This is a genomic window from Erwinia pyri (genome assembly GCF_030758455.1).
GTDB lineage: Bacteria > Pseudomonadota > Gammaproteobacteria > Enterobacterales > Enterobacteriaceae > Erwinia > Erwinia pyri.
The window spans coordinates 4325460-4349209 of sequence record NZ_CP132353.1; the positions used below are offsets into that span (position 1 = coordinate 4325460).

Annotated in this window: 19 protein-coding genes; 8 read left to right on the forward strand and 11 right to left on the reverse strand. The window is 55.8% G+C overall.

Annotated features, from left to right (window positions below; all coding sequences use genetic code 11):
• Positions 1–23: 23 nt before the first annotated feature.
• On the reverse strand, positions 24–377 hold the full coding sequence (locus Q3V30_RS20485) for a YijD family membrane protein (RefSeq protein ID WP_306208944.1): 354 nt from the start codon (positions 375–377) through the stop codon (positions 24–26).
• An 11-nt stretch (positions 378–388) separates the two neighbouring features.
• Positions 389–1039, reverse strand: coding sequence for an HTH-type transcriptional repressor FabR (gene fabR, locus Q3V30_RS20490; protein WP_306208945.1), 651 nt, complete (start codon positions 1037–1039; stop codon positions 389–391).
• 193 nt (positions 1040–1232) lie between these two features.
• Here fabR and sthA point away from each other — a divergent pair, with 193 nt between their 5' ends.
• Positions 1233–2633 (forward strand): Si-specific NAD(P)(+) transhydrogenase, encoded by a 1401-nt coding sequence (gene sthA / locus Q3V30_RS20495; RefSeq protein ID WP_306208946.1) that lies wholly within the window; start codon positions 1233–1235, stop codon positions 2631–2633.
• On the opposite strand, the gene oxyR is transcribed toward sthA, so the two are convergent.
• Positions 2607–3533 carry a DNA-binding transcriptional regulator OxyR gene (gene oxyR, locus Q3V30_RS20500; RefSeq protein ID WP_306208947.1) on the reverse strand — a complete coding sequence of 309 codons (927 nt, stop codon included), beginning with the start codon at positions 3531–3533 and terminating at the stop codon, positions 2607–2609. The two genes, sthA and oxyR, sit on opposite strands and share 27 nt — an antisense overlap.
• A gap of 126 nt (positions 3534–3659) precedes the next feature.
• On the opposite strand from oxyR, the gene Q3V30_RS20505 reads away from it, so the two are divergent.
• Positions 3660–4391: a glutathione peroxidase gene (locus Q3V30_RS20505; RefSeq protein ID WP_306208948.1), complete on the forward strand. Its 732-nt coding sequence runs from the start codon at positions 3660–3662 to the stop codon at positions 4389–4391.
• A gap of 109 nt (positions 4392–4500) precedes the next feature.
• Here Q3V30_RS20505 and argH read toward each other — a convergent pair whose 3' ends face one another.
• The 4 genes from argH to argC all read right to left on the reverse strand — a co-directional run bounded on the left by argH (position 4501) and on the right by argC (position 9002).
• Positions 4501–5874 carry an argininosuccinate lyase gene (argH, locus tag Q3V30_RS20510; protein WP_306208949.1) on the reverse strand — a complete coding sequence of 458 codons (1374 nt, stop codon included), beginning with the start codon at positions 5872–5874 and terminating at the stop codon, positions 4501–4503.
• A 94-nt stretch (positions 5875–5968) separates the two neighbouring features.
• Positions 5969–7183, reverse strand: a complete 1215-nt coding sequence (locus Q3V30_RS20515) for an argininosuccinate synthase (protein ID WP_306208950.1) — start codon at positions 7181–7183, stop codon at positions 5969–5971.
• A 22-nt stretch (positions 7184–7205) separates the two neighbouring features.
• Positions 7206–7982: an acetylglutamate kinase gene (gene argB / locus Q3V30_RS20520; RefSeq protein ID WP_306208951.1), complete on the reverse strand. Its 777-nt coding sequence runs from the start codon at positions 7980–7982 to the stop codon at positions 7206–7208.
• A gap of 15 nt (positions 7983–7997) precedes the next feature.
• Positions 7998–9002: an N-acetyl-gamma-glutamyl-phosphate reductase gene (gene argC, locus Q3V30_RS20525; protein ID WP_306208952.1), complete on the reverse strand. Its 1005-nt coding sequence runs from the start codon at positions 9000–9002 to the stop codon at positions 7998–8000.
• 177 nt (positions 9003–9179) lie between these two features.
• Here argC and argE point away from each other — a divergent pair, with 177 nt between their 5' ends.
• Positions 9180–10331: an acetylornithine deacetylase gene (argE, locus tag Q3V30_RS20530; RefSeq protein ID WP_306208953.1), complete on the forward strand. Its 1152-nt coding sequence runs from the start codon at positions 9180–9182 to the stop codon at positions 10329–10331.
• A gap of 244 nt (positions 10332–10575) precedes the next feature.
• Positions 10576–13227, forward strand: coding sequence for a phosphoenolpyruvate carboxylase (ppc, locus tag Q3V30_RS20535; protein ID WP_306208954.1), 2652 nt, complete (start codon positions 10576–10578; stop codon positions 13225–13227).
• 117 nt (positions 13228–13344) lie between these two features.
• On the opposite strand, the gene metF is transcribed toward ppc, so the two are convergent.
• The 3 genes from metF to metB all read right to left on the reverse strand — a co-directional run bounded on the left by metF (position 13345) and on the right by metB (position 18054).
• Positions 13345–14244 carry a methylenetetrahydrofolate reductase gene (metF, locus tag Q3V30_RS20540; protein ID WP_306208955.1) on the reverse strand — a complete coding sequence of 300 codons (900 nt, stop codon included), beginning with the start codon at positions 14242–14244 and terminating at the stop codon, positions 13345–13347.
• Between the two features lie 217 nt (positions 14245–14461).
• Positions 14462–16891: a bifunctional aspartate kinase/homoserine dehydrogenase II gene (locus Q3V30_RS20545; RefSeq protein ID WP_306208956.1), complete on the reverse strand. Its 2430-nt coding sequence runs from the start codon at positions 16889–16891 to the stop codon at positions 14462–14464.
• A gap of 2 nt (positions 16892–16893) precedes the next feature.
• Positions 16894–18054: a cystathionine gamma-synthase gene (gene metB / locus Q3V30_RS20550; RefSeq protein ID WP_306208957.1), complete on the reverse strand. Its 1161-nt coding sequence runs from the start codon at positions 18052–18054 to the stop codon at positions 16894–16896.
• Positions 18055–18334: 280 nt separating this feature from the next.
• On the opposite strand from metB, the gene metJ reads away from it, so the two are divergent.
• The gene (gene metJ, locus Q3V30_RS20555; RefSeq protein WP_013200201.1) at positions 18335–18652 is read left to right on the forward strand and encodes a met regulon transcriptional regulator MetJ; all 318 of its coding nucleotides are present in this window, start codon (positions 18335–18337) and stop codon (positions 18650–18652) included.
• Between the two features lie 163 nt (positions 18653–18815).
• Here the strand turns inward: metJ and rpmE are convergent, their stop codons facing one another.
• Positions 18816–19028 carry a 50S ribosomal protein L31 gene (rpmE, locus tag Q3V30_RS20560; RefSeq protein ID WP_306208963.1) on the reverse strand — a complete coding sequence of 71 codons (213 nt, stop codon included), beginning with the start codon at positions 19026–19028 and terminating at the stop codon, positions 18816–18818.
• Between the two features lie 215 nt (positions 19029–19243).
• Here rpmE and priA point away from each other — a divergent pair, with 215 nt between their 5' ends.
• The 3 genes from priA (at position 19244) to ftsN (ending at position 23739) form a co-directional block, all read left to right on the forward strand.
• Complete coding sequence (gene priA, locus Q3V30_RS20565) at positions 19244–21442, forward strand: primosomal protein N' (protein WP_306208965.1); 2199 nt, start codon at positions 19244–19246, stop codon at positions 21440–21442.
• Positions 21443–21627: 185 nt separating this feature from the next.
• Complete coding sequence (gene cytR / locus Q3V30_RS20570) at positions 21628–22665, forward strand: DNA-binding transcriptional regulator CytR (protein ID WP_306208967.1); 1038 nt, start codon at positions 21628–21630, stop codon at positions 22663–22665.
• 174 nt (positions 22666–22839) lie between these two features.
• A complete protein-coding gene (ftsN, locus tag Q3V30_RS20575) occupies positions 22840–23739 on the forward strand; it encodes a cell division protein FtsN (protein ID WP_306208969.1) in 900 nt (299 codons plus the stop codon).
• Positions 23740–23750 lie beyond the last annotated feature (11 nt).

Consider the following 23750-nt stretch of genomic DNA (forward strand, 5'->3'; position numbering starts at 1 on the left):
TGGGCGACCCGGCGTCGCCTGAATTAGTTGGTTTTACGCGCGCGCAGTTTCAGGCCAATCCAGAAGACCAGCGCCACCATCAGAATGGTTGGGATAAAGTTGGAACCGATATCCGGATACTCCGCGCGCACAATGGCACTGTATAAAAGAATACCCAGCAGGAAGAAGGCGGCAGCAAGCCCGGGCATGCCGTCTGGCATGGAACGGTTAAGATAGCGTTGATGCAGGCACCAGGCAGAGAGGCCAAGCGCAATAAGCGGGAAAACAGAGAACGGCACAAGCGAACTGAACAGCACCGAAAACGATCCGTTGATCGATAATCCGGTCAGAAATGCCAGCAACAGCGTACCTCTGTCCCGGCCAGCGGCTAAACTCATGTCACTTTCCTTTAGTCATGGGATTCCAGCGTTACCGCCAGCCTCTCCTGTTCACGACGATACCAGTAATAAGCGCCCTTCGAAATCATTCGCAGCTGCAACACCAGACGCTCTTCCAGCTTGCGACGCTGGTCAATATCGATATCCAGTGCTTCAGCACCGGCGTTAAATACGATAATTACCATAGCTTCCGCCTGCGCTTCTGTGAAGCTCCGGGGCATGCGATTTTCAATTTCCAGATAATCCGCCAGTTCAGCAATGAAATGCTGGATCTCACGGGCTACGGCGGCACGGAACGCTGCCGAGGTGCCTGAACGCTCCCGCAACAGCAGACGGAAGGCGTTTGGATTGTTGCCAATAAACTCCATAAAGGTGGAGACAGAGGTGCGAATCACGCTGCCGCCTTTGGCAATACGCTGACGCGCCTGGCGCATCAGTTGACGAAGCATCAGCCCGCTTTCATCCACCATCGTCAGCCCTAATTCATCCACATCACGAAAGTGACGATAGAATGAGGTGGGCGCGATCCCTGCCTCTCTGGCGACCTCTCTCAGGCTCAGGCTGGCGAAACTCCGCTCGGCACTTAGCTGGCTAAATGCCGCTTCAATCAGCGAACGTCTCGTCCGTTCTTTCTGTTGCGCTCTGACGCCTAAGGTAGCCATGTTTGTGCCTGTTTTACTTGCTTGTCCGGCACTATAACAAAAATTTCAGCGTACAGCGGCATCTACTTTGTGAACGCCTGTTAACCCCACACTTTGTCAAATGATGGCAAAAAAGTCGGTTAGAATTGGGAAGTGGTCAAGGGGATGTTATGATCTCGTTGAAAAATTGTATAAGAAAATAGGACGTATTGGTATGCAACAGTCTTATGATTACGACGCCATTGTGATTGGTTCCGGTCCCGGCGGTGAAGGCGCTGCGATGGGGCTGGTCAAACAGGGCGCACGCATTGCCGTTATCGAGCGCTATCACAACATCGGCGGCGGTTGTACGCATTGGGGAACCATCCCCTCCAAAGCGCTGCGCCATGCTGTCAGCCGCATTATCGAATTCAACCAGAATCCGCTCTACAGTGACCACACCCGTCTTCTCCGCTCCTCGTTTGCTGATATTCTTAACCACACGGAAAACGTGATCAGTCAACAAACCCGGATGCGTCAGGGCTTTTATGAGCGCAATCGCTGCGAACTCTATCAGGGTGATGCGCGGTTTATTGACGCCAATACGATTGAGATAGAGAGCCATGACGGCACCGTCGAGCGTCTGACGGCAGAAAAATTCGTTATCGCCTGCGGCTCACGCCCCTATCACCCTGCTGACGTGGACTTTACCCACCCGCGCGTTTACGACAGCGACTCTATCCTGAATCTGCATCATGAACCTGGCCACGTTATCATCTACGGCGCCGGGGTCATTGGCTGTGAGTATGCTTCGATCTTCCGTGGGCTGAACGTGAAGGTTGACCTGATCAACACCCGGGATCACCTGTTGGCGTTTCTCGATCAGGAGATTTCAGATTCGCTTTCCTATCACTTCTGGAACAGCGGCGTGGTGATTCGCCACAACGAAGAGTTTGAAAAAATTGAAGGCGTCAGCGACGGCGTGATCATGCATCTGAAGTCAGGCAAAAAGGTGAAAGCTGACTGCCTGCTCTACGCTAACGGACGTACCGGGAACACCGATTCACTGTCGCTGGAAAATGTGGGTCTGGAAGCGGACGGACGCGGCTTGCTGAAGGTAAACAGCATGTACCAGACCGCCCAGCCGCACATCTATGCGGTGGGTGATGTGATCGGCTATCCAAGTCTGGCTTCTGCCGCCTACGACCAGGGCCGTATCGCTGCACAGGCGATGATCAAAGGGGAAGCGACTGCCCATCTGATTGAGGACATCCCTACCGGCATTTATACCATTCCGGAGATCAGCTCCGTAGGAAAAACCGAACAGCAGCTGACGGCGATGAAAGTGCCTTATGAAGTGGGCCGTGCACAGTTTAAGCATCTGGCGCGGGCGCAGATTGTCGGCATGAACGTGGGAAGCCTGAAGATCCTCTTCCATCGTGAAACGAAAGAGATCCTGGGGATCCACTGCTTTGGCGAGCGAGCGGCGGAGATCATCCACATCGGCCAGGCGATCATGGAGCAGAAAAACGGTGGCAACACGATTGAGTACTTCGTGAATACCACCTTTAACTATCCAACCATGGCCGAAGCGTACCGCGTAGCGGCGTTAAACGGCCTGAACCGGCTGTTCTGACGGCGTATCCATATAGCCCTGCATATGGGTTTTAATCGCCTCTGCCAGATGCTCATAGCGGCTGCGCAGTGGCGACCCAGGGCGATAGACCAGGGCTATCGTGCGCTGTGGCACCGGTTTATAGCAGGAGAGATAGCAGACGCCGTCCCTTACCCGCTCTTTCGGCACGGCCAGCGACGGCAGTAACGTGATCCCGCTTCCGGCGGCAACCATGTTACGCAGCGTTTCAAGGCTTGTTGCCCGGAAATGGGTATCTTCATCCGCACCCGCCTGGAAGCAGAATCCCATCGCCTGATCGCGCAAACAGTGGCCATCTTCCAGCATCAGCAACTTTTCACCAGCCAGTTCGGACATCGGCACGCGATCGCGGTCATGCCACGGGTGATCCTGATACACTGCCAGCTTCATTGGCTCATCAAACAGCGGCACTTCGATAAAGGCTTCCGACTCTTTCACCAGCGCCAGGATAGCGCAGTCCAGCTTACCGCTGTCCAGCTGTGCCAACAGCTGCTGGGTCTGCGCTTCGTGCAGATACATCTCCAGCTTCGGAAACGTTTGATGCAGCGTCGGAATAATCTGCGGTAGCAGATAAGGCCCGACCGTCGGGATCAGGCCAATATGCAGCGGCCCGGACATCGCTTCACCCTGCTGGCTCGCCATCTCCTTCAGCACTTTCACCTCACGCAGCACCGTGCGTGCCTGATCGACCAGCAGCAGTCCGGCCTGAGTAAACAGCACCTTTCGGCTGGTGCGCTCTAATAACATCACGCCCAGTTCATCTTCAAGCTTGCGGATCTGCCCGCTCAGGGTAGGTTGGCTGACATGACAGGAATCTGCCGCACGCCGGAAATGGCGGTGCTCGGCCAGTGCCACCAGGTATTCAAGATCACGAATATTCATTTTTATCCTCCGGGCCACGATAGTCCGTGGCGATAGATAGGATAGCAATCAACGATTAGCCCTATCAAGTGCAGACAGCAATAATGTCCCCCGTTCGCAAGAGTCCCCTTAAATAAGAGGTAGTTTATGTTTGCAAGTCAGGAAGGTAAGTCCGTCCCACAGGTCACTTTTCACACACGTCAGGGCGACAACTGGGTCGACGTCACAACTGATGAGCTGTTTAAAGACAAAACTGTGATTCTTTTTTCATTGCCAGGCGCCTTTACGCCAACCTGTTCGTCCAGCCATTTGCCGCGCTATAACGAGCTGGCTGACGTATTTAAAAAGCATGGCGTGGACAGCATCCTTTGCGTCTCCGTGAATGACACCTTTGTGATGAACGCCTGGAAAGCCGATCAGCACGCTGAGAACATCACTTTTATTCCGGACGGTAACGGCGAATTTACCCGCGGTATGGAGATGCTGGTTGAGAAAGCGGATCTGGGCTTTGGTCCCCGCTCATGGCGTTACTCCATGCTGGTACGCAACGGCGTGGTGGAAAAGATGTTTGTAGAACCCAACAAGCCGGGCGACCCGTTTGAAGTCTCTGATGCCGACACCATGCTGCGCTATCTGGCGCCGGAAGTTAAGTTACAGGAGTCCGTTTCGCTGTTCACCAAGCCAGGCTGTTCGTTCTGTGCCAAAGCCAAACAGATGCTGCTGGATCGCGGTATTCAGTATGAAGAGATTGTGCTGGGTCAGGATGCCACCACCGTCAGCCTGAGAGCTGTCACCGGTCGTGCAACCGTGCCACAGGTCTTTATCGGTGGACGCCACATCGGCGGTAGCGATGACCTTGAGAAGTTTTTTGTAGCGTAAGAATAAGCTGGACGGGTCAGGCCACACTGACCCGCCCTCTTATGTGCCGAGAACGTAAAATAAAGTCGAAATATTTTTTGGCGGGCCTTTGTGCCCGCCTTTTTTTTAATCAGGCCAGACGGTTCTTCGCCTCTGTAATTGCCAGAGAGACCTGGTGAGGGGAAACGCCGCCTTTGGCATTACGCTTATCCAGGCAGGATTGCAGCGACAGAACCGGATAAACATCGTCGTTAATCACACTGCTGAAGGCCTGCAGCTCTTCCAGCTTCAGCGCTTCCAGCGCCACGCCTTTCTGAATAGCAGCGACCACCACTTCACCCACAATGTGGTGAGCTTCACGGAACGGCACGCCTTTGCCAACCAGGTAATCCGCCAGTTCGGTGGCGTTGGCATAACCCTGCTCCGCCGCTTCCTGACAACGAGGGCGCTTCACCTGAATACCTTCCAGCACCAGCGCCGCCATATGCAGGCAGTCTGACCAGGTATCCAGCGCGTCAAATAGCCCCTCTTTGTCCTCCTGCATATCTTTGTTATAAGCCAGCGGCAGGCCTTTCAGGGTCATCATCATGCCGGTGAGCGCGCCCTGTACACGTCCACATTTACCGCGGATCAGCTCCAGCGCATCGGGATTTTTCTTCTGCGGCATCAGGGATGAGCCTGAAGTCACCTTGTCAGAGAGTTCGACAAAGCCAGATTCGCCGGTATTGAAGAAAATCAGATCTTCCGCGAAACGGGAGAGGTGCACCATGCCGATAGAGGCATCGGAAAGCAGCTCCAGCACATGGTCGCGGTCAGAGACCGTATCCAGGCTGTTGCGGGTGGCAGACGCGAAGCCTAACCAGCCTGCCAGCTGCTCACGGTCGATTTCATAGGCGGTACCGGCCAGGGCGCCACAGCCTAACGGACTGACGTCCAGACGTTTGAGCGTATCCTGCAGGCGGCTTTCGTCACGGGCCAGCATCTCTACATACGCCAGGCACCAGTGCGCAAACGTCACCGGCTGGGCACGCTGCAGGTGAGTGTACCCCGGCATTACGGCATCCTGATTGGCTTCGGCCGTTGCCACCAGCGCCTGCTGCAGCTGACGCGAGGCGATCAGCAGTTCACTGACCTGCGCTTTGCACCACAGTTTGAGATCGGTCGCCACCTGGTCATTACGGCTGCGGCCGGTATGCAGCTTTTTGCCGAGTGCGCCCACTTTCTCAATCAGGCGTCCCTCAACATAGCTGTGAATATCTTCGGCATCGCTTTCAAGGATCTGCTGCGGGTTCGCCCGCACCTCTTCCAGCAAGACGTTCAGCGCGCTTTCCAGCTGCTGCTGCTCTTCGGCTGTCAGAACATTGACCGTTACCAGCGCTTTGGACCAGGCAACGGATCCGATAATATCCTGCTCTGCCAGACGATAGTCGAAGCGCAGTGAGTCATTAAACTGTTTGAAACGTTGATCTGCTGCCTGCGTAAACCGTCCACCCCAAAGTGCCATGTCAGTGCTCCATTAATTCGTTTGGTGAGAAATAGAATGCGGAGCGCCAGGGGAGCGTTCGTCTCTCCCCGGCGCTGAGTGCCTTAGCGGCAGATTACTTCTTTTCGTTCAGCGCACGAATGCGTGAAGAGAGTGAGAACAGACGGATGAAACCGCCGGCATGACGGTGATCGTACACTTCATCTTCGCCGAAGGTAGCAAACTCTTCTGAATAGAGGCTGTTAGCCGATTTCTTCTGAATCGCAGTCACCTGGCCTTTATAGAGCTGCAGCACCACTTCACCATTTACGTCTGCTGCCAGGGATTCAGCCGCAGCCTGAATCGATTTGCGCAGCGGCGCAAACCAGCGACCGTCGTAAACCACATAAGACATCTCATGACCCAGCTGCTCGCGCCATTTGAAGCTGTCGCGATCCAGAACCAGCTGCTCTACCGCACGCAGCGCATTCACCATGATGGTGCCGCCAGGCGTTTCGTAGCAGCCGCGGGATTTGATCCCCACCAGACGGTTTTCCACGATATCGATACGCCCCACACCGTGCTTCGCACCGATCGTGTTCAGCGCTTCCAGACACTGGTACGGGCTGAGTGTTTTGCCGTTGACGGCAACCACACGCCCTTTCTCTACGGAAACGGTGACCTGCTCAGGCTGATCCGGCGCTTCCAGCGGATCCACGGTCCAGACCCAGCAATCTTTATTCGGCGCATTCCACGGGCTTTCCAGCACGCCGCCTTCGGTGGAGATGTGCCAGGCGTTTTCGTCACGGCTGTAGATCTTCTCCAGCGATGCGGTGGTCGGGATATTGCGCTCTTTCAGGTAGTCCAGCAACGCTTCGCGGGAACGCAGGTCCCATTCACGCCATGGCGCTACAACTTTCAGCTGAGGAGCCAGCGCGGTGTAGGTGGTTTCAAAACGAACCTGGTCGTTACCTTTACCGGTCGCACCGTGGCACAGGGCATCTGCACCCACTTTCAGCGCCAGCTCAACCTGGGCTTTGGCGATGATCGGACGCGCCATAGAGGTCCCGAGCAGGTAGGTGCCCTCATACAGCGCACCGGTCTGCAGAACGGGATAGACGTAGTCGCTGATGAACTCTTCACGCAGATCGACCACGTGGCATTCAGAGGCACCGGACTGCAACGCTTTCTGCTCAACGCCTTCCAGATCGCCGCGCTCCTGACCGATATCCGCTACAAACGCCACCACTTCACAGCCGCCGTAGTTCTCTTTCAGCCATGGAATGATCGCGGAAGTATCCAGACCACCGGAGTAAGCCAGTACGATTTTCTTGATGCTCTTGTCTTGCATTGTCTTTTCCTTGAATACTTTGTTAAGCGAGGATCCGGGTGCCAATCGACACGCCGTTAAACAGGGTTGGCAGCTGCTCAGCATGGCGCCAGCTGGCGATGTCCACCGGACGGCCCAGCGTACGGGCCGCGTCCAGGGCAGCATGCACTTTCACAATCATGCCGTCAGTAATGACGCCTTCAGCAATCAGCTTTTCGGCGTAAGCGGCGGTCATCTCTTCTATCCGCTGGCCTTTGCCATCCAGAATGCCGCTGACATCGGAGAGCAGGATCAGATCTGCGCCCAGCGTGGCGGCCAGCGCGGTCGCTGCCTGGTCGGCATTGACGTTCATTAACTTGCCATCCTGAGTGATGCCGATGGAGCTGATTACCGGCAGGAAGCCCGCCGTCAGTAAGGTATTAATCAGCACCGGCGAACCTGGCGTAGCCTGCCCGACGTGGCCAAGCTCTTCATCGAAGGCTTCAACGTTAACGCTGCCGCCGTCGCCCAGGCAGAGTCCGACCGCCTCAATGCCCTGTTTCTTTGACCAGGCAAGCAGGGTCTTATTGGCGGTTCCGGCCAGCGCACCGGTGATGATATCGATCTGATCGGCTGGCGTGACGCGCAGGCCATTTTTCTTTTTCACCGGCAGCGACAGCTTGCTCATCAGCTCGTCAACCAGACAGCCGCCGCCATGCACGATCAGCAGCTGACGCTGGTGCGTGGCGCGGTAAGCCACCAGCGCATCGAACAGACGCGCCAGCGCTTCTTCGCTGTCCAGCAGCACGCCGCCGAGTTTGATAATTAAAGGATTGGTCATAATCGTATCCGCTGATTAAATAAGTGACTGAGTTTCCGGGAAGCCGAAGCGAATATTCAGGCACTGTACCGCCTGAGATGACGCCCCCTTCAGCAGGTTATCCTCTGCCGAAACCACAATCAGATGTTCCCCCTGCACGGCGAAGCCGATATCACAGAACGGCAGCCCGACCACGCCTTTAATTGACGGCACACCTTTGTCATACAGACGAACCAGCGGCTTATCGTGATAGGCATTATGGAAGGCTTCAGCCACATCCTCGCGCGTGACGCCTGCTTTCAACCGACAGGTGGTGGTCGCCAGGATACCGCGAGGGAAGTTGCCCAGATGCGGGGTGAAAATCACCGGCACGCCAAGGTGCGCGGCAATTTCTGGCTGATGGCGGTGGGTGAAGATGCCGTAAGGCTGCAGGCTGACTTCACAGAAGCTGGTCCCCATGGCCGCTTTGCGTCCGGCGCCGCTGACGCCGCTGGTGGCATTGATCACCGGCCACTGTGCGTTATTCAGTAAATCCGCTTCGATTAGCGGCTTCAGCGCCAGCTGCGCCGCGGTGGGGTAGCAACCCGGTACAGCGATCAGCTGAGCTTCTTTAATTTGGTCATGCTGCCATTCAGCCAGACCATAGACCGCTTTTTCCAGCCATGCCTGATGCTGATGTGAGAAGCCATAATAGTCGGTGAAGAAGCTTTCGCTGTTTACGCGGAAAGCCGCAGAGAGATCGAATACCACGCAACCTGCAGCAAGAAACTCCGGCGCAAGGTCATGGCTGACTTCGTGCGCGGTCGCCAGGAAAACAACATCCACCTTCTCCGCATACTCTGCCGCGCCGCTCAGGGGCATCAGCGGCATATCAAGGATGCCTTTCAGCTGCGGATGAAGATCGGAAAGCAATTTTCCTGCGTCCGGGCTTTGCGCTGAAACCGCCAAAGCGGTTATGTTCACCTGTGGATGACGATTCAGATAAGTCGCGAGCTCTACGCCAGCATAGCCACTGGCACCAACAATCAGCGTGTTCAACATCAGACTGACTACCTTATTCGGTTCGGTCTCAAAATTTCGGGATGCAGCAGTTTACGCTGGGTTCCCATGCGAGCGGCGCTGGACTCTGGAACGTTGCCATCCGTACGCCATTAATGTATTTTTATTCACTATTACTGCATGAATATTGATACTATCCTAACGCAAGGACTGTCAACAGTGAAGACAAAATTACCGCCTTTTATCGAGCTCTACCGTGAGTTGATTGCCACACCGTCAATCAGCGCAACCGACATCGCCATCGATCAGAGTAATGAAACTTTAATCAATATGCTGGCTGGCTGGTTTCGCGACCTTGGTTTCAGTGTTGAGGTGCAGCCCGTCCCCGGTACGCGTCATAAATTCAATATGCTGGCGAAAACAGGCAGCGGCGCGGGCGGCCTGCTGTTAGCAGGTCATACCGATACCGTGCCGTTTGACGATGGCCGCTGGACGCGCGATCCCTTCACGCTGACGGAGCACGATAACAAGCTCTATGGGCTGGGCACCGCGGACATGAAAGGCTTCTTCGCCTTTATTTTAGATACCCTGCGCGATGTTGATGTGACAAAGCTGGAGAAACCGCTCTATATCCTGGCCACCGCCGATGAAGAAACCACCATGGCCGGCGCGAAATATTTCTCCGAGAACACCACTATTCGTCCCGACTGCGCCATTATCGGCGAGCCAACGTCGCTGAAACCGGTTCGTGCCCATAAAGGTCATTTATCGCAGGCGATCCGTATTCAGGGCCAGTCTGGCCACTCCAGCGATCCGGCTCGTGGCGTGAACGCTATTGAACTGATGCATGAATCGATCACGCATTTGATGGGCCTGCGTAACACGCTGAAAGAGCGCTATCATCACGACGGCTTCGCTATCCCCTATCCCACCATGAACTTTGGCTACATCAACGGTGGTGATGCACCGAACCGCATCTGCGCCTGCTGTGACATGTATATGGATATCCGCCCGTTACCCGGCTTGTCACTGAACGAGCTGGAAGGATTGCTGAATGAGGCGCTGGCACCGGTCAGTGAGCGCTGGCCAGGACGCGTGACCGTCAGCGAGCTGCATCCGCCTATTCCGGGCTACGAATGTCCGCGTAATCATCAGTTAGTGCAGGTTGTGGAGAAATTGCTGGGAACAGAGACGGAAATCGTTAACTACTGCACCGAAGCGCCCTTCATTAACGAGTTATGCCCGACGCTGGTGCTGGGTCCGGGATCGATCAATCAGGCACACCAGCCGGATGAATATATCGATACCGCATTTATTAAACCAACGCGCGAACTGATCGCCCAGGTCGTGCAGCATTTCTGCCACCATTAAATGACATTCGGGGCATTTCACTACAGAATCAGCGTCTTGCCCCAGAATTGTTCCGACTTTCATGATAAGAATAACTTATCTCGCTTCGCCGTAATTAAATTTCATAAATTCCCGTGATTTAGCCGCAGAATTCGTCAGATTTAAGTCATTTGACGAACGGTTACGAACGTGGCTAGATAAAAGGTAACGTTATGCCGGCAACGGTGAAATAAAGTGACATAACAAGAAGGGTGTCAGGGATCATATGAACGAACAATATTCCGCAATGCGAAGTAATGTCAGTATGCTCGGCAAACTGCTCGGGGATACGATAAAGGATGCGCTTGGAGAGAACATCCTTGAGCGGGTGGAAACTATCCGCAAGCTCTCTAAGTCATCCCGTGCGGGAAATGACGCTCATCGCAAAGAATTGCTGTCAACGCTGCAAAACCTGTCAAATGATGAGTTGCTGCCTGTGGCACGCGCCTTCAGCCAGTTTCTGAATCTCACCAACGTTGCCGAGCAGTACCATACCATTTCGCCCAAAGGTGAAGGGGCCCATCACCCTGAGATGCTCAGCAAGGTCTTTGACCGGCTGAAGCAGCAGCCAAACCTGACCGAAGCGCAGATCCGCGAAGCGATCGAGTCACTTTCACTGGAGCTGGTGCTGACCGCTCACCCGACAGAAATTACCCGCCGGACGCTGATCCACAAGCTGGTGGAGGTGAACAGCTGCCTGAAGCAGCTCGATCACAACGATCTTTCTGATTACGATCGATCGCTGATTATGCGCCGTCTTCGCCAGTTGGTGGCCCAGGCCTGGCATACCGATGAGATCCGTAAATATCGCCCTTCCCCGATCGATGAGGCCAAGTGGGGCTTTGCCGTGGTGGAGAATAGCCTGTGGGAAGGCGTGCCTGGCTTCCTGCGTGAGTTGAATGAGCAGGTTGAAGCCTCGTTCGGCGTGAAGCTGCCGGTAGACTTTGTGCCGGTTCAGTTTACCTCCTGGATGGGTGGCGACCGCGACGGGAACCCGAACGTTACCGCTGATATTACCCGCCATGCGCTGCAGCTCAGCCGCTGGAAGGCAACGGATCTCTTCCTGCGTGATATCGCAGTGCTGGTTTCTGAACTCTCCATGTCGGAATGTACGCCAGAGGTTCGTGAACTGTGCGGCAATCCTGAAGCGCTGGAACCTTACCGTGAGATCATGAAGAACCTGCGCGGTCAGCTGATGAGCACCCAGTCTTACCTGGAGCGTCGTCTGAAAGGTGAACGTCTGCCGCGTCCGGCCGACCTGCTGATTTCCAATGACCAGCTGTGGGATCCGCTCTACACCTGTTATCAGTCGTTGCAGGCCTGTGGCATGGGCATTATCGCTAACGGGCAGCTGCTGGATACGCTGCGCCGCGTGAAATGCTTCGGCGTGCCGCTGGTGCGTATCGATATCCGCCAGGAGAGTACCCGCCATACTGAAGCCATCGCCGAAATCACCCGCTTCCTGGGCTTAGGCGATTATGAAAGCTGGTCGGAAGCGGACAAACAGGCGTTCCTGATCCGCGAGCTGAATTCAAAGCGCCCGCTGTTACCACGTCAGTGGCAGCCGAGTGCCGAAACGCGTGAAGTGCTGGAAACCTGCCGCGTCGTCGCTGAAGTGCCGAAAGGCTCTGTTGCCGCCTACGTGATTTCGATGGCGAAAGTCCCCTCCGACGTGCTGGCAGTGCATCTGCTGCTGAAAGAAGCTGGCATTCCGTTCACCCTGCCAGTCGTGCCGCTGTTTGAAACGCTGGACGATCTGAACAACGCCAATGATGTGATGAACCAGCTGCTGAATATTGACTGGTATCGCGGCATCATTCAGGGCAAGCAGATGGTGATGATTGGCTATTCCGACTCGGCAAAAGATGCGGGCGTCATGGCGGCAAGCTGGGCGCAGTATCAGGCTCAGGATGCGTTAATTAAGACCTGCGAGAAAGCCGGTATCGCGCTGACGCTGTTCCACGGACGCGGCGGCTCTATTGGCCGTGGCGGCGCACCTGCCCATGCGGCACTGCTCTCCCAGCCGCCAGGCAGCCTGAAGGGCGGTCTGCGCGTCACCGAACAGGGTGAGATGATCCGCTTTAAATATGGCCTGCCGGAAGTCACCATCAGCAGTCTGTCGCTCTATACCGGCGCCATTCTGGAGGCTAACCTGCTGCCTCCGCCGGAGCCAGAGGCAGCGTGGTGCGGCATCATGGACCAGCTCTCTGCGGACTCCTGCGCGATGTACCGTGGCTACGTGCGGGAAAACAAGGATTTCGTCCCCTACTTCCGCTCGGCAACGCCTGAGCAGGAGCTGGGCAAACTGCCGCTCGGCTCTCGTCCGGCAAAACGTCGCGCCAGCGGCGGCGTGGAGTCGCTGCGGGCCATTCCGTGGATCTTCGCCTGGACGCAGAACCGCCTGATGCTGCCCGCGTGGCTGGGTGCCGGTGCCGCGCTGCAAAAAGCGATGGAAGCTGGGCATCAGGATCAGCTGGAAACCATGTGCCGCGACTGGCCATTCTTCTCCACCCGTCTCGGTATGCTGGAGATGGTGTTCTCCAAAGCGGATTTGTGGCTGGCTGAATATTATGACCAGCGTCTGGTTGAACAGCCGCTCTGGCCACTGGGGAAACAGCTCAGGGATCAGCTCGATTCCGATATCAAAGCGGTGCTGACTATTGCCAACGATGCGCACTTAATGGCCGATCAGCCGTGGATTGCCGAGTCCATAGCGCTGCGAAACGTCTATACGGATCCGCTGAACGTGCTGCAGGCCGAGCTGCTTCACCGTTCCCGTCAGCTTGAAATAAAAGGCGAAGAGCCTAATGCTGATGTGGAACAGGCGCTGATGGTAACAATAGCGGGCGTGGCGGCCGGGATGCGTAATACCGGTTAAGTACAGCGTCCGGGTGGGGGCCATCTGCACAGCTTGCAGCGTGGCCTCCAGGCCCGACAGACTGAATGCAGTTATAAAAAAAGACGCCCTGAGGCGTCTTTTTTTATGTGTTTGTTCTCAGGCAACCGAGGCGACAGGCCTTACGCCCAGCGTATGGCAAATAGCGTAGCTCATCTCTGCACGGTTCAGGGTATAGAAATGGAAGTCCTTCACGCCTTCACGGCTGAGGATTTTTACCATATCCATCGCCACGTTAGCGCCAACCATTTTGCGCGTTTCCGGATCTTCATCCAGCCCGGCAAACATGCTGGTCATCCAGCCCGGCACACGCACGTTGGTCATGGCAGCGAAACGTTGCAGCTGTTTGAAGTTTGATACGGGCAGAATACCCGGCACGATTTCCACATCAATGCCTGCCGCTACACAGCGGTCGCGAAAGCGCAGATAGCTTTCCACATCAAAGAAAAACTGGGTAATCGCCCGGTTGGCTCCCGCATCAATTTTGCGCTTAAGGTTGATCAGGTCCGCCTGAGCACTTTTGGCTTCGGGGTGAACTTCCGGGTAAGCCGCTACAGAGATATCGAAATCACCCACTTCTTTCAGTAAACCTACCAGATCCGCACCGTACATTTCCGGCTTTCCGCCGCCTGGCGGCAGGTCGCCACGCAGCGCCACGATATGGCGAATGCCGTTATCCCAGTAGTCCTGAGCGATAGTACGCAGCTCATCGCGTGTGGCATCAATACAGGTGAGGTGAGGTGCCGCTTCCAGGCCAGTGCGATCTTTAATGCCCTTGATGATGCTGTGCGTCCGGTCACGCTCACCAGAGTTAGCGCCATAGGTCACCGACACAAATTTAGGTTTCAGGCTACTGAGACGATCGATAGAGTTCCACAGGGTTTGTTCCATTTCACTGGTACGCGGCGGAAAAAACTCGAAAGAGACGTTAATTTGCCCGTTCAGTTCGGCCAGACTTTGGTTCAGCGCTTCGCGCTGGTTGGCGTGGAAAAAACTCATACCTGCTTACCTCATCAATCACTCAGGAAATGCTGCTTTATAGCGAACATCCATACGTTTAGACGTCCAGACATTCAAAATGACGTAAATCGGTTATTCAGTCAACAGATAAATAGTGAGCTGGGGTGACCTTTTTTCAACCAGGATGAAAAAAGCTCATGAGAAGAGAAGGATAAAGAAGAGAGGTGGGCCAGCAAAAAAAGGCCCACCTGAAAGATTAAAGCAGTTGAGCAAGACGATTGAGATCGGACTGGATAGCACCAGCTGTGACGTCACGACCTGCACCCGGACCACGGATCACCAGCGGGTTATCGCGATACCAACGGCTTTCAATCGCGAAGACATTGTCACAGGGCAACAGAGAGGCGAGCGGATGATCGTTGCGAACGGCTTCCACACCGACGCGCGCCTTACCATTTGCATCAAACCGGGCAACATAACGCAGCACCAGCCCCATCTCCTGAGCCGCCTCAAACCGCTGCTGCATCTGCTCGTTCAGCGCTTCACCATTTTCAAAAAAGTGATCGACCGACTCCCCTTCACAGCTTTTTGGTACCAGAGACTCTACGCGCACCTGACCAGGTTCGATCTCATAACCCGCTTCACGTGCCAGAATCACCAGCTTGCGCATCACGTCCTGGCCGGAGAGATCCACACGCGGGTCGGGCTCCGTCAGTCCCTGCTGCCAGGCCTGATCCACCAGTTCGGTAAACGGCACCGTGCCATCGTATTGTAAAAACAGCCAGGAGAGCGTACCGGAGAAAATCCCGCTGATGGCAAGAATGCTGTCGCCGCTTTCACGCAGATCCCGCACGGTATGGTTGATCGGTAATCCGGCCCCTACGGTGGCATTGTAAAGCCACTGACGGCCAGTTTTAGCAAAGGCATCACGGATCTGGCGGTAGCGGTTGCCGCTTGAGGCACCTGCTATCTTATTGGCGCTGATGACGTGGAAACCGTGGCTGGCGAAATCCAGGTACTGGTCGGCAAGCGTATCGCTGGCGGTGATATCCAGCACGACCAAATCATCAAACGGGTGCGCCCGCATCCAGAGGAACAGCGACTCTTCATCCTGCTCCACCGCTTCCTCTTCAAAAAAAGCCATCGCCCGACTGGCATCCACGCCCTCATAACTCAGCAGACTACGGCGGCTGTCCACCACGCCTGCCAGCAGGAACTCAAAGCCGGTACGGGCAGAGAGCGTTTTCTGCTCGCGGCCGAAAAGCTCCAGCCAGCGCGAGCCAATGTTACCTTTACCAAATAAGATCAGCCCGATGCGCTTTTCCGCCCGGAACAGGGATTGGTGCAGCCCGCGGATTAAGCTCTCCGTTGGCCCTACACGCAGCACGGCCACCAGGCTGATGCTCTCTTCAGACTGCCAGATAAACTCTACCGGCTGATCTTTCAACTGCTGCCAGAAACGATGGCTGTGGAGGGGATTACGGCATACCCCGGCACCGACCATCGCTACCATCGCCATGCCTTCACGCAGCTGGATGCGGCCAGGAATACCGGCATCCTGCAACAGATTCAGCGCGCTGCTGACCACTTCAGAGGTGTAACAAAGCTGCAGAAGGTTACGATCGGGATGCACGCCGGTGGCTAGCGGACGAAGCTGAGCGCGCTTAAGCAGGTGATCGATCTCTTTATGCAGGGAAGCGAAATCATGCTGGGGCGGCACCTGAAACTCAATCAGGCAGACGTCATCATGGCTGGTGACAATACGCGCGCCCGTGCCGGAAGCCAGCACACGCTCAATGCGGGTTGAGCCCTGTTCAGGCTGATAGCTACAGCGCAGCTGCAGGTCAATATCGCTGCCTGAAACGGGCTGCAGAGTGCGGGTATGCAAAACGGGCGCGGCCAGGCGCGCCAGTTCACTGGCCTCATCAAGACGCAGCAAGGGCAGCAGGCAGGCATCTTTGACCTTACGCGGATCGGCGCTGTAAACGCCCGCCACGTCGCTCCAGATCGTCACGCGCGACACGCCAGCCAGCGCACCAATCTGCGTAGCGGAATAGTCACTGCCATTGCGGCCCAGCAGAACGGTTTCGCCCGCTTCATTGCGTGAGATAAAACCGGTCACCACAAGACGACGGCCAGGATGCTGGATCATCAGCTGTTGCAGCAACGGCCAGGATTTCCCTTCATCCACTTCTGGCTGTGCGGCACGTTCAGCGCAGAGGAAATCACGGGCATCAAGCCAGCTCGCCTCTATATCACGCAGGGAGAGCACCGCAGCCATCAGACGGGCAGACCAGATCTCGCCATGCCCGACTACTTCGGCGTACACCGCCTCGGTAATCTTGCCATCCAGCAGCGCGGCAAGCTTTTCCAGATCGTGAATAAATTGCCCGATCAGGCCGTCGGCCTGGTCAGCGGGCAGCAGGCTGCCAATCAGTTCGCTCTGATAACGACGTAACGCCTGTTGCACCTGGTGTGCCGATAACCGGTCGCTCTGGCTTAATTTAAGCCAGCTGATTAACTGGTTAGTGGTACTGCCCGCGGCGGATACCACCATGATATCGCCCGGGCGGCTGTACTCCGCCATAATGCCGGCGACCCGCTGGTAACATTTAGCGTCAGCAAGGCTGCTGCCACCAAATTTATGCAACTGACGCGATCCTGCTGCCACTGCTGACTGACTCATGCTTACCTCTTGGCCGCTATCCGGAATGCATTATCCAGATCGGCGATTAAATCTTCGTGATCTTCAATTCCCACCGAAATTCGCAGCAGGGTTTCTGAAATACCGGCTGCAGCACGCGCTTCCGCCGACATCCCCGCGTGGGTCATGGTAGCGGTATGGGAAATCAGGCTCTCTACCCCACCCAGCGACTCCGCCAGGGTGAAGAGTTCCAGGGCTTTCAGAAAACGACGCAGCGCGGCTTCATCGCCGTCAAACTCAAAACTTAGCATGGCGCCAAAGCCTTTTTGCTGACGTACCGCAAACTGATGTCCGGCGTTTTCCGGCAGGGAGGGATGATACAGCTTTTTGACCAGCGGTTGTTGCTTCAGGTAATCAACAATCGCCAGGGCATTACGTTGCGCGGCCGCCATACGCGGTGCCAGCGTCCGCATGCCGCGTAACAGCAGATAGCTGTCGAAGGCGCTGCCGGTAACGCCAATGTTATTGGCCCACCATGCCAGTTCAGTCACCAGAGCGGGATCTTTTGCAATAACGGCTCCGGCTACCACATCGGAGTGGCCGTTCAGGTATTTCGTGCAGGAGTGCAGCACCAGATCGGCGCCCAGCGCCAGCGGGTTTTGCAGCGCCGGGCTGAGGAAGGTGTTATCCACCACGGTGACGGCACCAGCTTCGGTAGCGGCTTTGCAGATTGAGGCGATATCCACCACGCGCAGCAGAGGATTGCTGGGGCTCTCTACCAGCACTAATTTCGGCTGTTCCGCCAACGCGGCTTTCAGTGCTGCCTCATCGCCCTGATCGACAAACTTCACCCGGTAAGCACCCCGTTTGCTCAGACTGTCGAACAGACGATAGCTGCCACCATAGCAGTCATGGGGCGCAACCAGCAGGTCACCAGGCTTCAGGAAAACGGTACAAACCAGATGAATGGCTGACATACCGGTGTTGGTCATGACCGCACCGGCACCGCCTTCCAACTCGGCCAGCGCGCGCTGAACCACGTCACGGGTGGGATTGCCACGGCGTGAGTAGTCATGGGCACGAGGCTCATTGAAATCGGTAAAGTTATAGGTGCTGGAGAGGTGGATCGGCGGGACAACGCAGCCATATTGCTCGTCATCATTCAAACCGCTGCGTACCGCGATGGTTGCCTGTTTACGCGTCATGGTGCATAAATTCCTGACTGAAGAGAAGAACGCTTAGCATAACAGGGCACAGATAGACGTCAATACATCTGGACATCTAAATGTCTTTGCGTATAGATTGAGCAAACGGGCAATAACCGTTAAGATTATGTCGCTATAGCCCTCAGAAAGTTGAGCCAATGCAGTGTGATGGCCAGCAACTTCGGGCATAATTAGCCGAATTTCGGTATATGCCCCGCACCATTGACGCAGACGTCTGGCAGGCAGGGTATTTCAATTTTAATGATGACTAAGGTAACCCATGGCTGAATGGAACGGCGAATATATCAGCCCGTACGCTGAGCACGGCAAAAAAAGCGAACAGGTTAAAAAAATCACGGTATCCATTCCGTTGAAAGTATTGAAGATTTTGACCGATGAGCGTACCCGCCGTCAGGTGAATAATCTGCGTCATGCCACTAACAGCGAGTTGCTGTGCGAGGCATTCCTGCATGCATTTACCGGCCAGCCCCTGCCGGATGATGTCGATCTGCGTAAAGAGCGCAGCGATGAGATCCCTGAAGAAGCCAAAGCTATTATGCGCGAAATGGGTGTCGATCCCGATACCTGGGAGTACTAGCTTCAGCGGAGTCCGGTAACACTTTTTTGCTGCGGCAATGCGGTCTTATTCAGGCCGCTGTCAGCAGTAAAGGCGCGCCAGGTAAAAGCCAGCTATAAAAAAACCCAGCCGAGGCTGGGTTTTTTCGTTGCATCCGAAACGGAGACCGTCTCGTGCAGGCAGCTTATTTGCTGCCAGGGATGCTGAAACGCTTGTTGAAGCGGTCAACACGACCACCGCTGGCAACATCACGCTGCTTACCGGTGTAGAACGGGTGGCACTGGCCACACACGTCCAGGTTCAGGTCGTGACCCACGGTTGAGCGGGTTTTGATTTCGTTACCGCAAGAACATTTAGCAGTAACTTCAGCGTAATTAGGGTGAATACCTTTTTTCATGGGAAAACCTCAGTTAAGGCCGTGTCGCTCTCCCGTGCCAGGATTAGCCCTGCACCGGCACCACACGAAGATTAAAATTCAGGTGTTTTGATACCAAAATGCCGTATCAACGGCGGCGAACTATACAGAGAATAATCGGCCGCTGCAATCGAATCCGTACATTCAGGAAGACACAGTGTACACTATCTCGCTCACAATTTCATCCGGAAGATTTCATGCCCGTTGTTCAGGTCGCGCTACCCGTCCCGCTTGCCCGCAACTTTGACTATGCGTTGCCCTCACACCTGCCTGTCCCGGTAGCGGGTAGCCGGGTTAGCGTGCCTTTTGGCAAACGTAAGGCAATTGGCGTGGTCGTAGGGATTGCTGAGACCAGCGATTTTCCGATCGATCAGCTGAAAGCCGTGCATGAGATACTGGATACGGAATCGCTCTATCCCCCTTCGCTGTGGCGGATCCTGCTCTGGGCAGCGGATTATTACCACTATCCCTTGGGCGAGGTGTTGTTCCACGCCATGCCCGTTCTGCTGCGCCAGGGGAAACCGGCCCAGGAAGCGCCTTTATACCAGTGGTTCATCACTGAACTGGGAAAAGAGACCGCTTCAGAGAGCCTGAAGCGCGCCCCTAAGCAGCAGCAGGCGCTGGCAGCGCTTCGTCAGCGCGATCTTTACCGGCACGAAATCAGCCAGCATGAGATCACTGATGCCACCTTGCAGGCGCTGCGGGCAAAAGGATTATGTGATTTGCGGGCGCAGCAGCGTGCCCATCAGGACTGGCGCACCGCCTATGCGGTCAAAGGTGAGCGATTAAAACTCAACACCGAGCAGGCCACGGCCGTAGGCGCCATTCGCGGCGAAGATGACCATTTTGCCGCTTGGCTGCTTGCCGGTATCACCGGCTCAGGTAAAACCGAAGTCTACCTGAGCGTCCTGGAAAATGTGCTGGCGAACGGCGGCCAGGCGCTGGTACTGGTGCCTGAAATCGGGCTGACGCCGCAGACCATCGCCCGTTTCCGGGAGCGATTTACCGCACCCGTCGATGTGCTGCACTCCGCCCTCAACGACAGCGAACGCCTCGCCGTCTGGTTGCGCGCCCGTCGCGGAGAAACCGCCATTGTTATCGGCACGCGTTCTGCCCTGTTTACGCCCTTCGCCCGTCTTGGCGTGATCATTATCGATGAAGAGCACGACAGCTCCTACAAACAGCAGGAGGGCTGGCGCTATCAGGCGAGAGATTTAGCCGTGTTCCGCGCCCGTCAGGAAGATATCCCGATCGTGATGGGTACCGCCACGCCAGCGCTGGAAACGCTGCACAATGTGCAGATGGGAAAATATCGCCAGCTTAATCTGAGTAAACGTGCCGGGAACGCCCGGCAGGCTACGCAGCAGCTGATTGACCTGAAAGGCGTGAAGCTCCAGGGCGGTTTATCACCTCTGCTGATCAAAAAAATCGACCAGCATCTGAAAGCGGATAATCAGGTTTTACTCTTCCTGAACCGGCGCGGTTTCTCTCCGGCGATGCTCTGCCATGAGTGCGGCTGGATTGCTGAATGCCAGCGCTGCGACCGCTACTACACGCTGCATCAGCAGCATCGCCAGCTTCGCTGCCACCACTGTGACAGCCAGCGTCCCGTTCCTCATCAATGTCCGCAGTGTGGATCAACCCATCTGGTGCCTGTGGGCCTGGGTACGGAACAGCTGGAACAGAATCTGGCTGAACATTTCCCTGACGTGCCCCTTTCACGCATTGACCGCGACACCACCAGCCGCAAAGGTGCGCTGGAAAAGCACCTTGCTGATGTGCATCGCGGCGGAGCAAGAATTCTGGTAGGCACACAGATGCTGGCTAAGGGACACCACTTCCCGGACGTCACGCTGGTCTCTTTGCTGGACGTGGATGGCGCCCTCTTCTCCGCTGACTTCCGTTCGGCGGAGCGTTTCGCCCAGCTCTATACCCAGGTCGCAGGACGTGCCGGACGTGCCGGAAAACAGGGTGAGGTGCTGTTGCAAACGCACCATCCGGAACATCCGCTGCTGCAAACTTTATTGCATCAGGGATACGATGCGTTTGCGCTGCAGGCGCTGAATGAACGTAAAACCGTGTTTCTGCCGCCGTTTACCAGCCATGCGCTGTTCCGTTCCGACGATCACGATAATCAGCAGTCTGCCCTGTTCCTGCAGCAGTTGCGCAATCTGCTTGAAGCCAGCCCCTTAAAAGATGAGGGATTCTGGGTAATGGGGCCTGTTCCAGCCTTGCAACCCAAGCGCGGCGGCCGTTATCGCTGGCAGCTGCTGTTACAGCATCCTTCACGGGGTGTGCTGCAACGGCTGATAAAAAATTCACTGCCGTTAATCAATACGTTGCCTCAGGCCCGCAAGGTGAAATGGACGCTGGATGTGGACCCTACCGAAGGCTGAAACGGCCTGAGCCTGCGGGCAGCATCGAAAAAAGTCGCACAAGTCACATTTTTTATGCAAATTAAGTAACAGGGTGCCGTTTCATCTGTTAAACAGTAGGACGTGAGCGGGACAGGCATCCGTAGTGGCACTTTTATAATGAGAATCGTCCCCCGGTCGCTCAGGCTGGCGTGAGGAGAAAGAGGTTGGAGCAGAATCAAGAGACAACCGGCGCGACCATGAAGGACGTGGCTGAGAAAGCAGGCGTATCAACGGCGACCGTATCGCGTGCGCTGATGAACCCGGAAAAGGTCTCTGCAGCCACGCGTAAAAAAGTTGAACAGGCAGTGATAGCCGTTGGCTACTCCCCTCATGCCATGGCGCGCAGCGCCAAACGCAGCGAGTCCCGCACCATACTGGTCATTGTGCCGGATATCTGCGATCCCTTTTTCAGCGAGATGATCAGAGGGATAGAAGTGGTGGCCGCCGATCGGGGCTATCTGGTGCTGATAGGGGATTGCGCCCATCAGAATAAGCAGGAAAAGTCCTTTCTTAACCTGGTGATGACCCGCCAGATTGATGGCATGGTGCTGCTGGGGTCTCAGGTTCCTTTCGACACGGGCATTGAAGAGCAGCGCAACCTTCCCCCTATGGTGATGGCCAATGAGTTTGCGCCAGAGCTGGAACTGCCCACCGTCCATATTGATAACCTTACCGCCGCCTTTGAAGCGGTGAATCACCTGCTGAAGCTCGGTCACAGCCGCATTGCCTGCATCGCCGGGCCGCAGGATATGCCGCTGTGCCACTATCGGCTGCAGGGATATATTCAGTCATTAAGGCGTAACGGGCTCGCCGTGGATCCGCAATATATAGTGCGCGGAGACTTTACCTTTGATGCCGGTTCACGGGCCATGAAGCAGCTGATGGCGCTGCCGCAACCGCCTGATGCGCTGTTCTGTCACAGTGATATTATGGCGCTGGGTGCGATGGCGCAGGCCAAAATCATGGGGCTGCGCGTGCCGCAGGATCTCTCATTAATTGGCTTTGATGATATCGAACTCTCGCGCTACAGCGATCCACAGTTAACGACGGTCGCTCAGCCCCGCTTTAATATCGGTCGGGAAGCGATGCTGCTGCTGCTGGAGCAGCTGGAAGGGAAACCGGTCAACAGTGGTTCACGCCTGCTCGATTTTGAACTGAAAATTCGCGGAAGCACCGCGCCATCGCTGCGGTTCAAAGAGTGAAAAGCAAAATATTCCTCTGTGCGCGCCCGCAAAAACAAGATTCAGCAGATTCTTAGCGCTATCCCCGCTGGTCAAACTTCCGGCCCTTGAGTAACATGGCGAGCTGACAGCCGGGCGCGCCAGCTCTGAATAGTTGCCCGGCCTCACTTTTCATTGATTATTAGCGGAACGATAGTGGCACAAAAAGATTACGTAGGCCGCGGGCGTTCGACAGGGACGCGTCGCAAAAAGAGCAACAGTCGCACCAACAGTCGCAGTAAAAAGCGCAGTGGCGGTTCAGGGGTTCCAAAAGTCATGGTAGTGCTTGCCGTTGCCGTTCTGGTGACGTTTGTCGGCGGCCTGTGGTTTATTGCCCATCATAAAAAAGAAGAGACGCCGGTTATCCCCGATCATAAAGCCGCAGGAAATGGCCTGCCGCCGAAGCCGGAAGAGCGCTGGCGCTACATCAAAGAGCTGGAAAATCGTCAACTTACCGTTCCCACGCCTGTTGAACCTTCTGCCGGCGGTGAAGTGCACTCCCAGACGCAGCTGACCGATGAACAGCGCCAGCTGCTGGAACAGATGCAGTCTGATATGCGTCAGCAGCCCACGCAGCTGAATGAAGTGCCGTGGAATGAGCAGACGCCTGCCCAGCGCCAGCAGACGTTACAGCGCCAGCAGCAGCAGTCTCAGCTGCAGCAGCAGTCGCGTATGCCGCAGCAGCAGCCGCAAACCACCCGGCCAGCGCCGGTCACGCCAGCGCCAGTCACCCGCGCGCCGGTAAAACAGGCGCCGACGCAGCCCGCAACGCAGACGGCTCAGCAGCCTAAAGCAGAGAGTAAGCCGAAAGAGAAAGAGGCGGAGAAATCCCAGCGCTGGATGGTGCAGTGCGGCTCCTTTAAAGGAACCGATCAGGCCGAATCGATCCGCGCCCAGCTCGCCTTTGAAGGATTTGAAAGCCGCATCACTACCGGCGGTGGCTGGAATCGCGTGGTTATCGGCCCCTATAACAGCCGCGCCTCCGCAGAGAGCACGCTGAAACGCCTGCGTGGCTCCGGCCACTCAAATTGTATTCCTCTCGCTACCGGGGGTTGAAACCCCTCAAA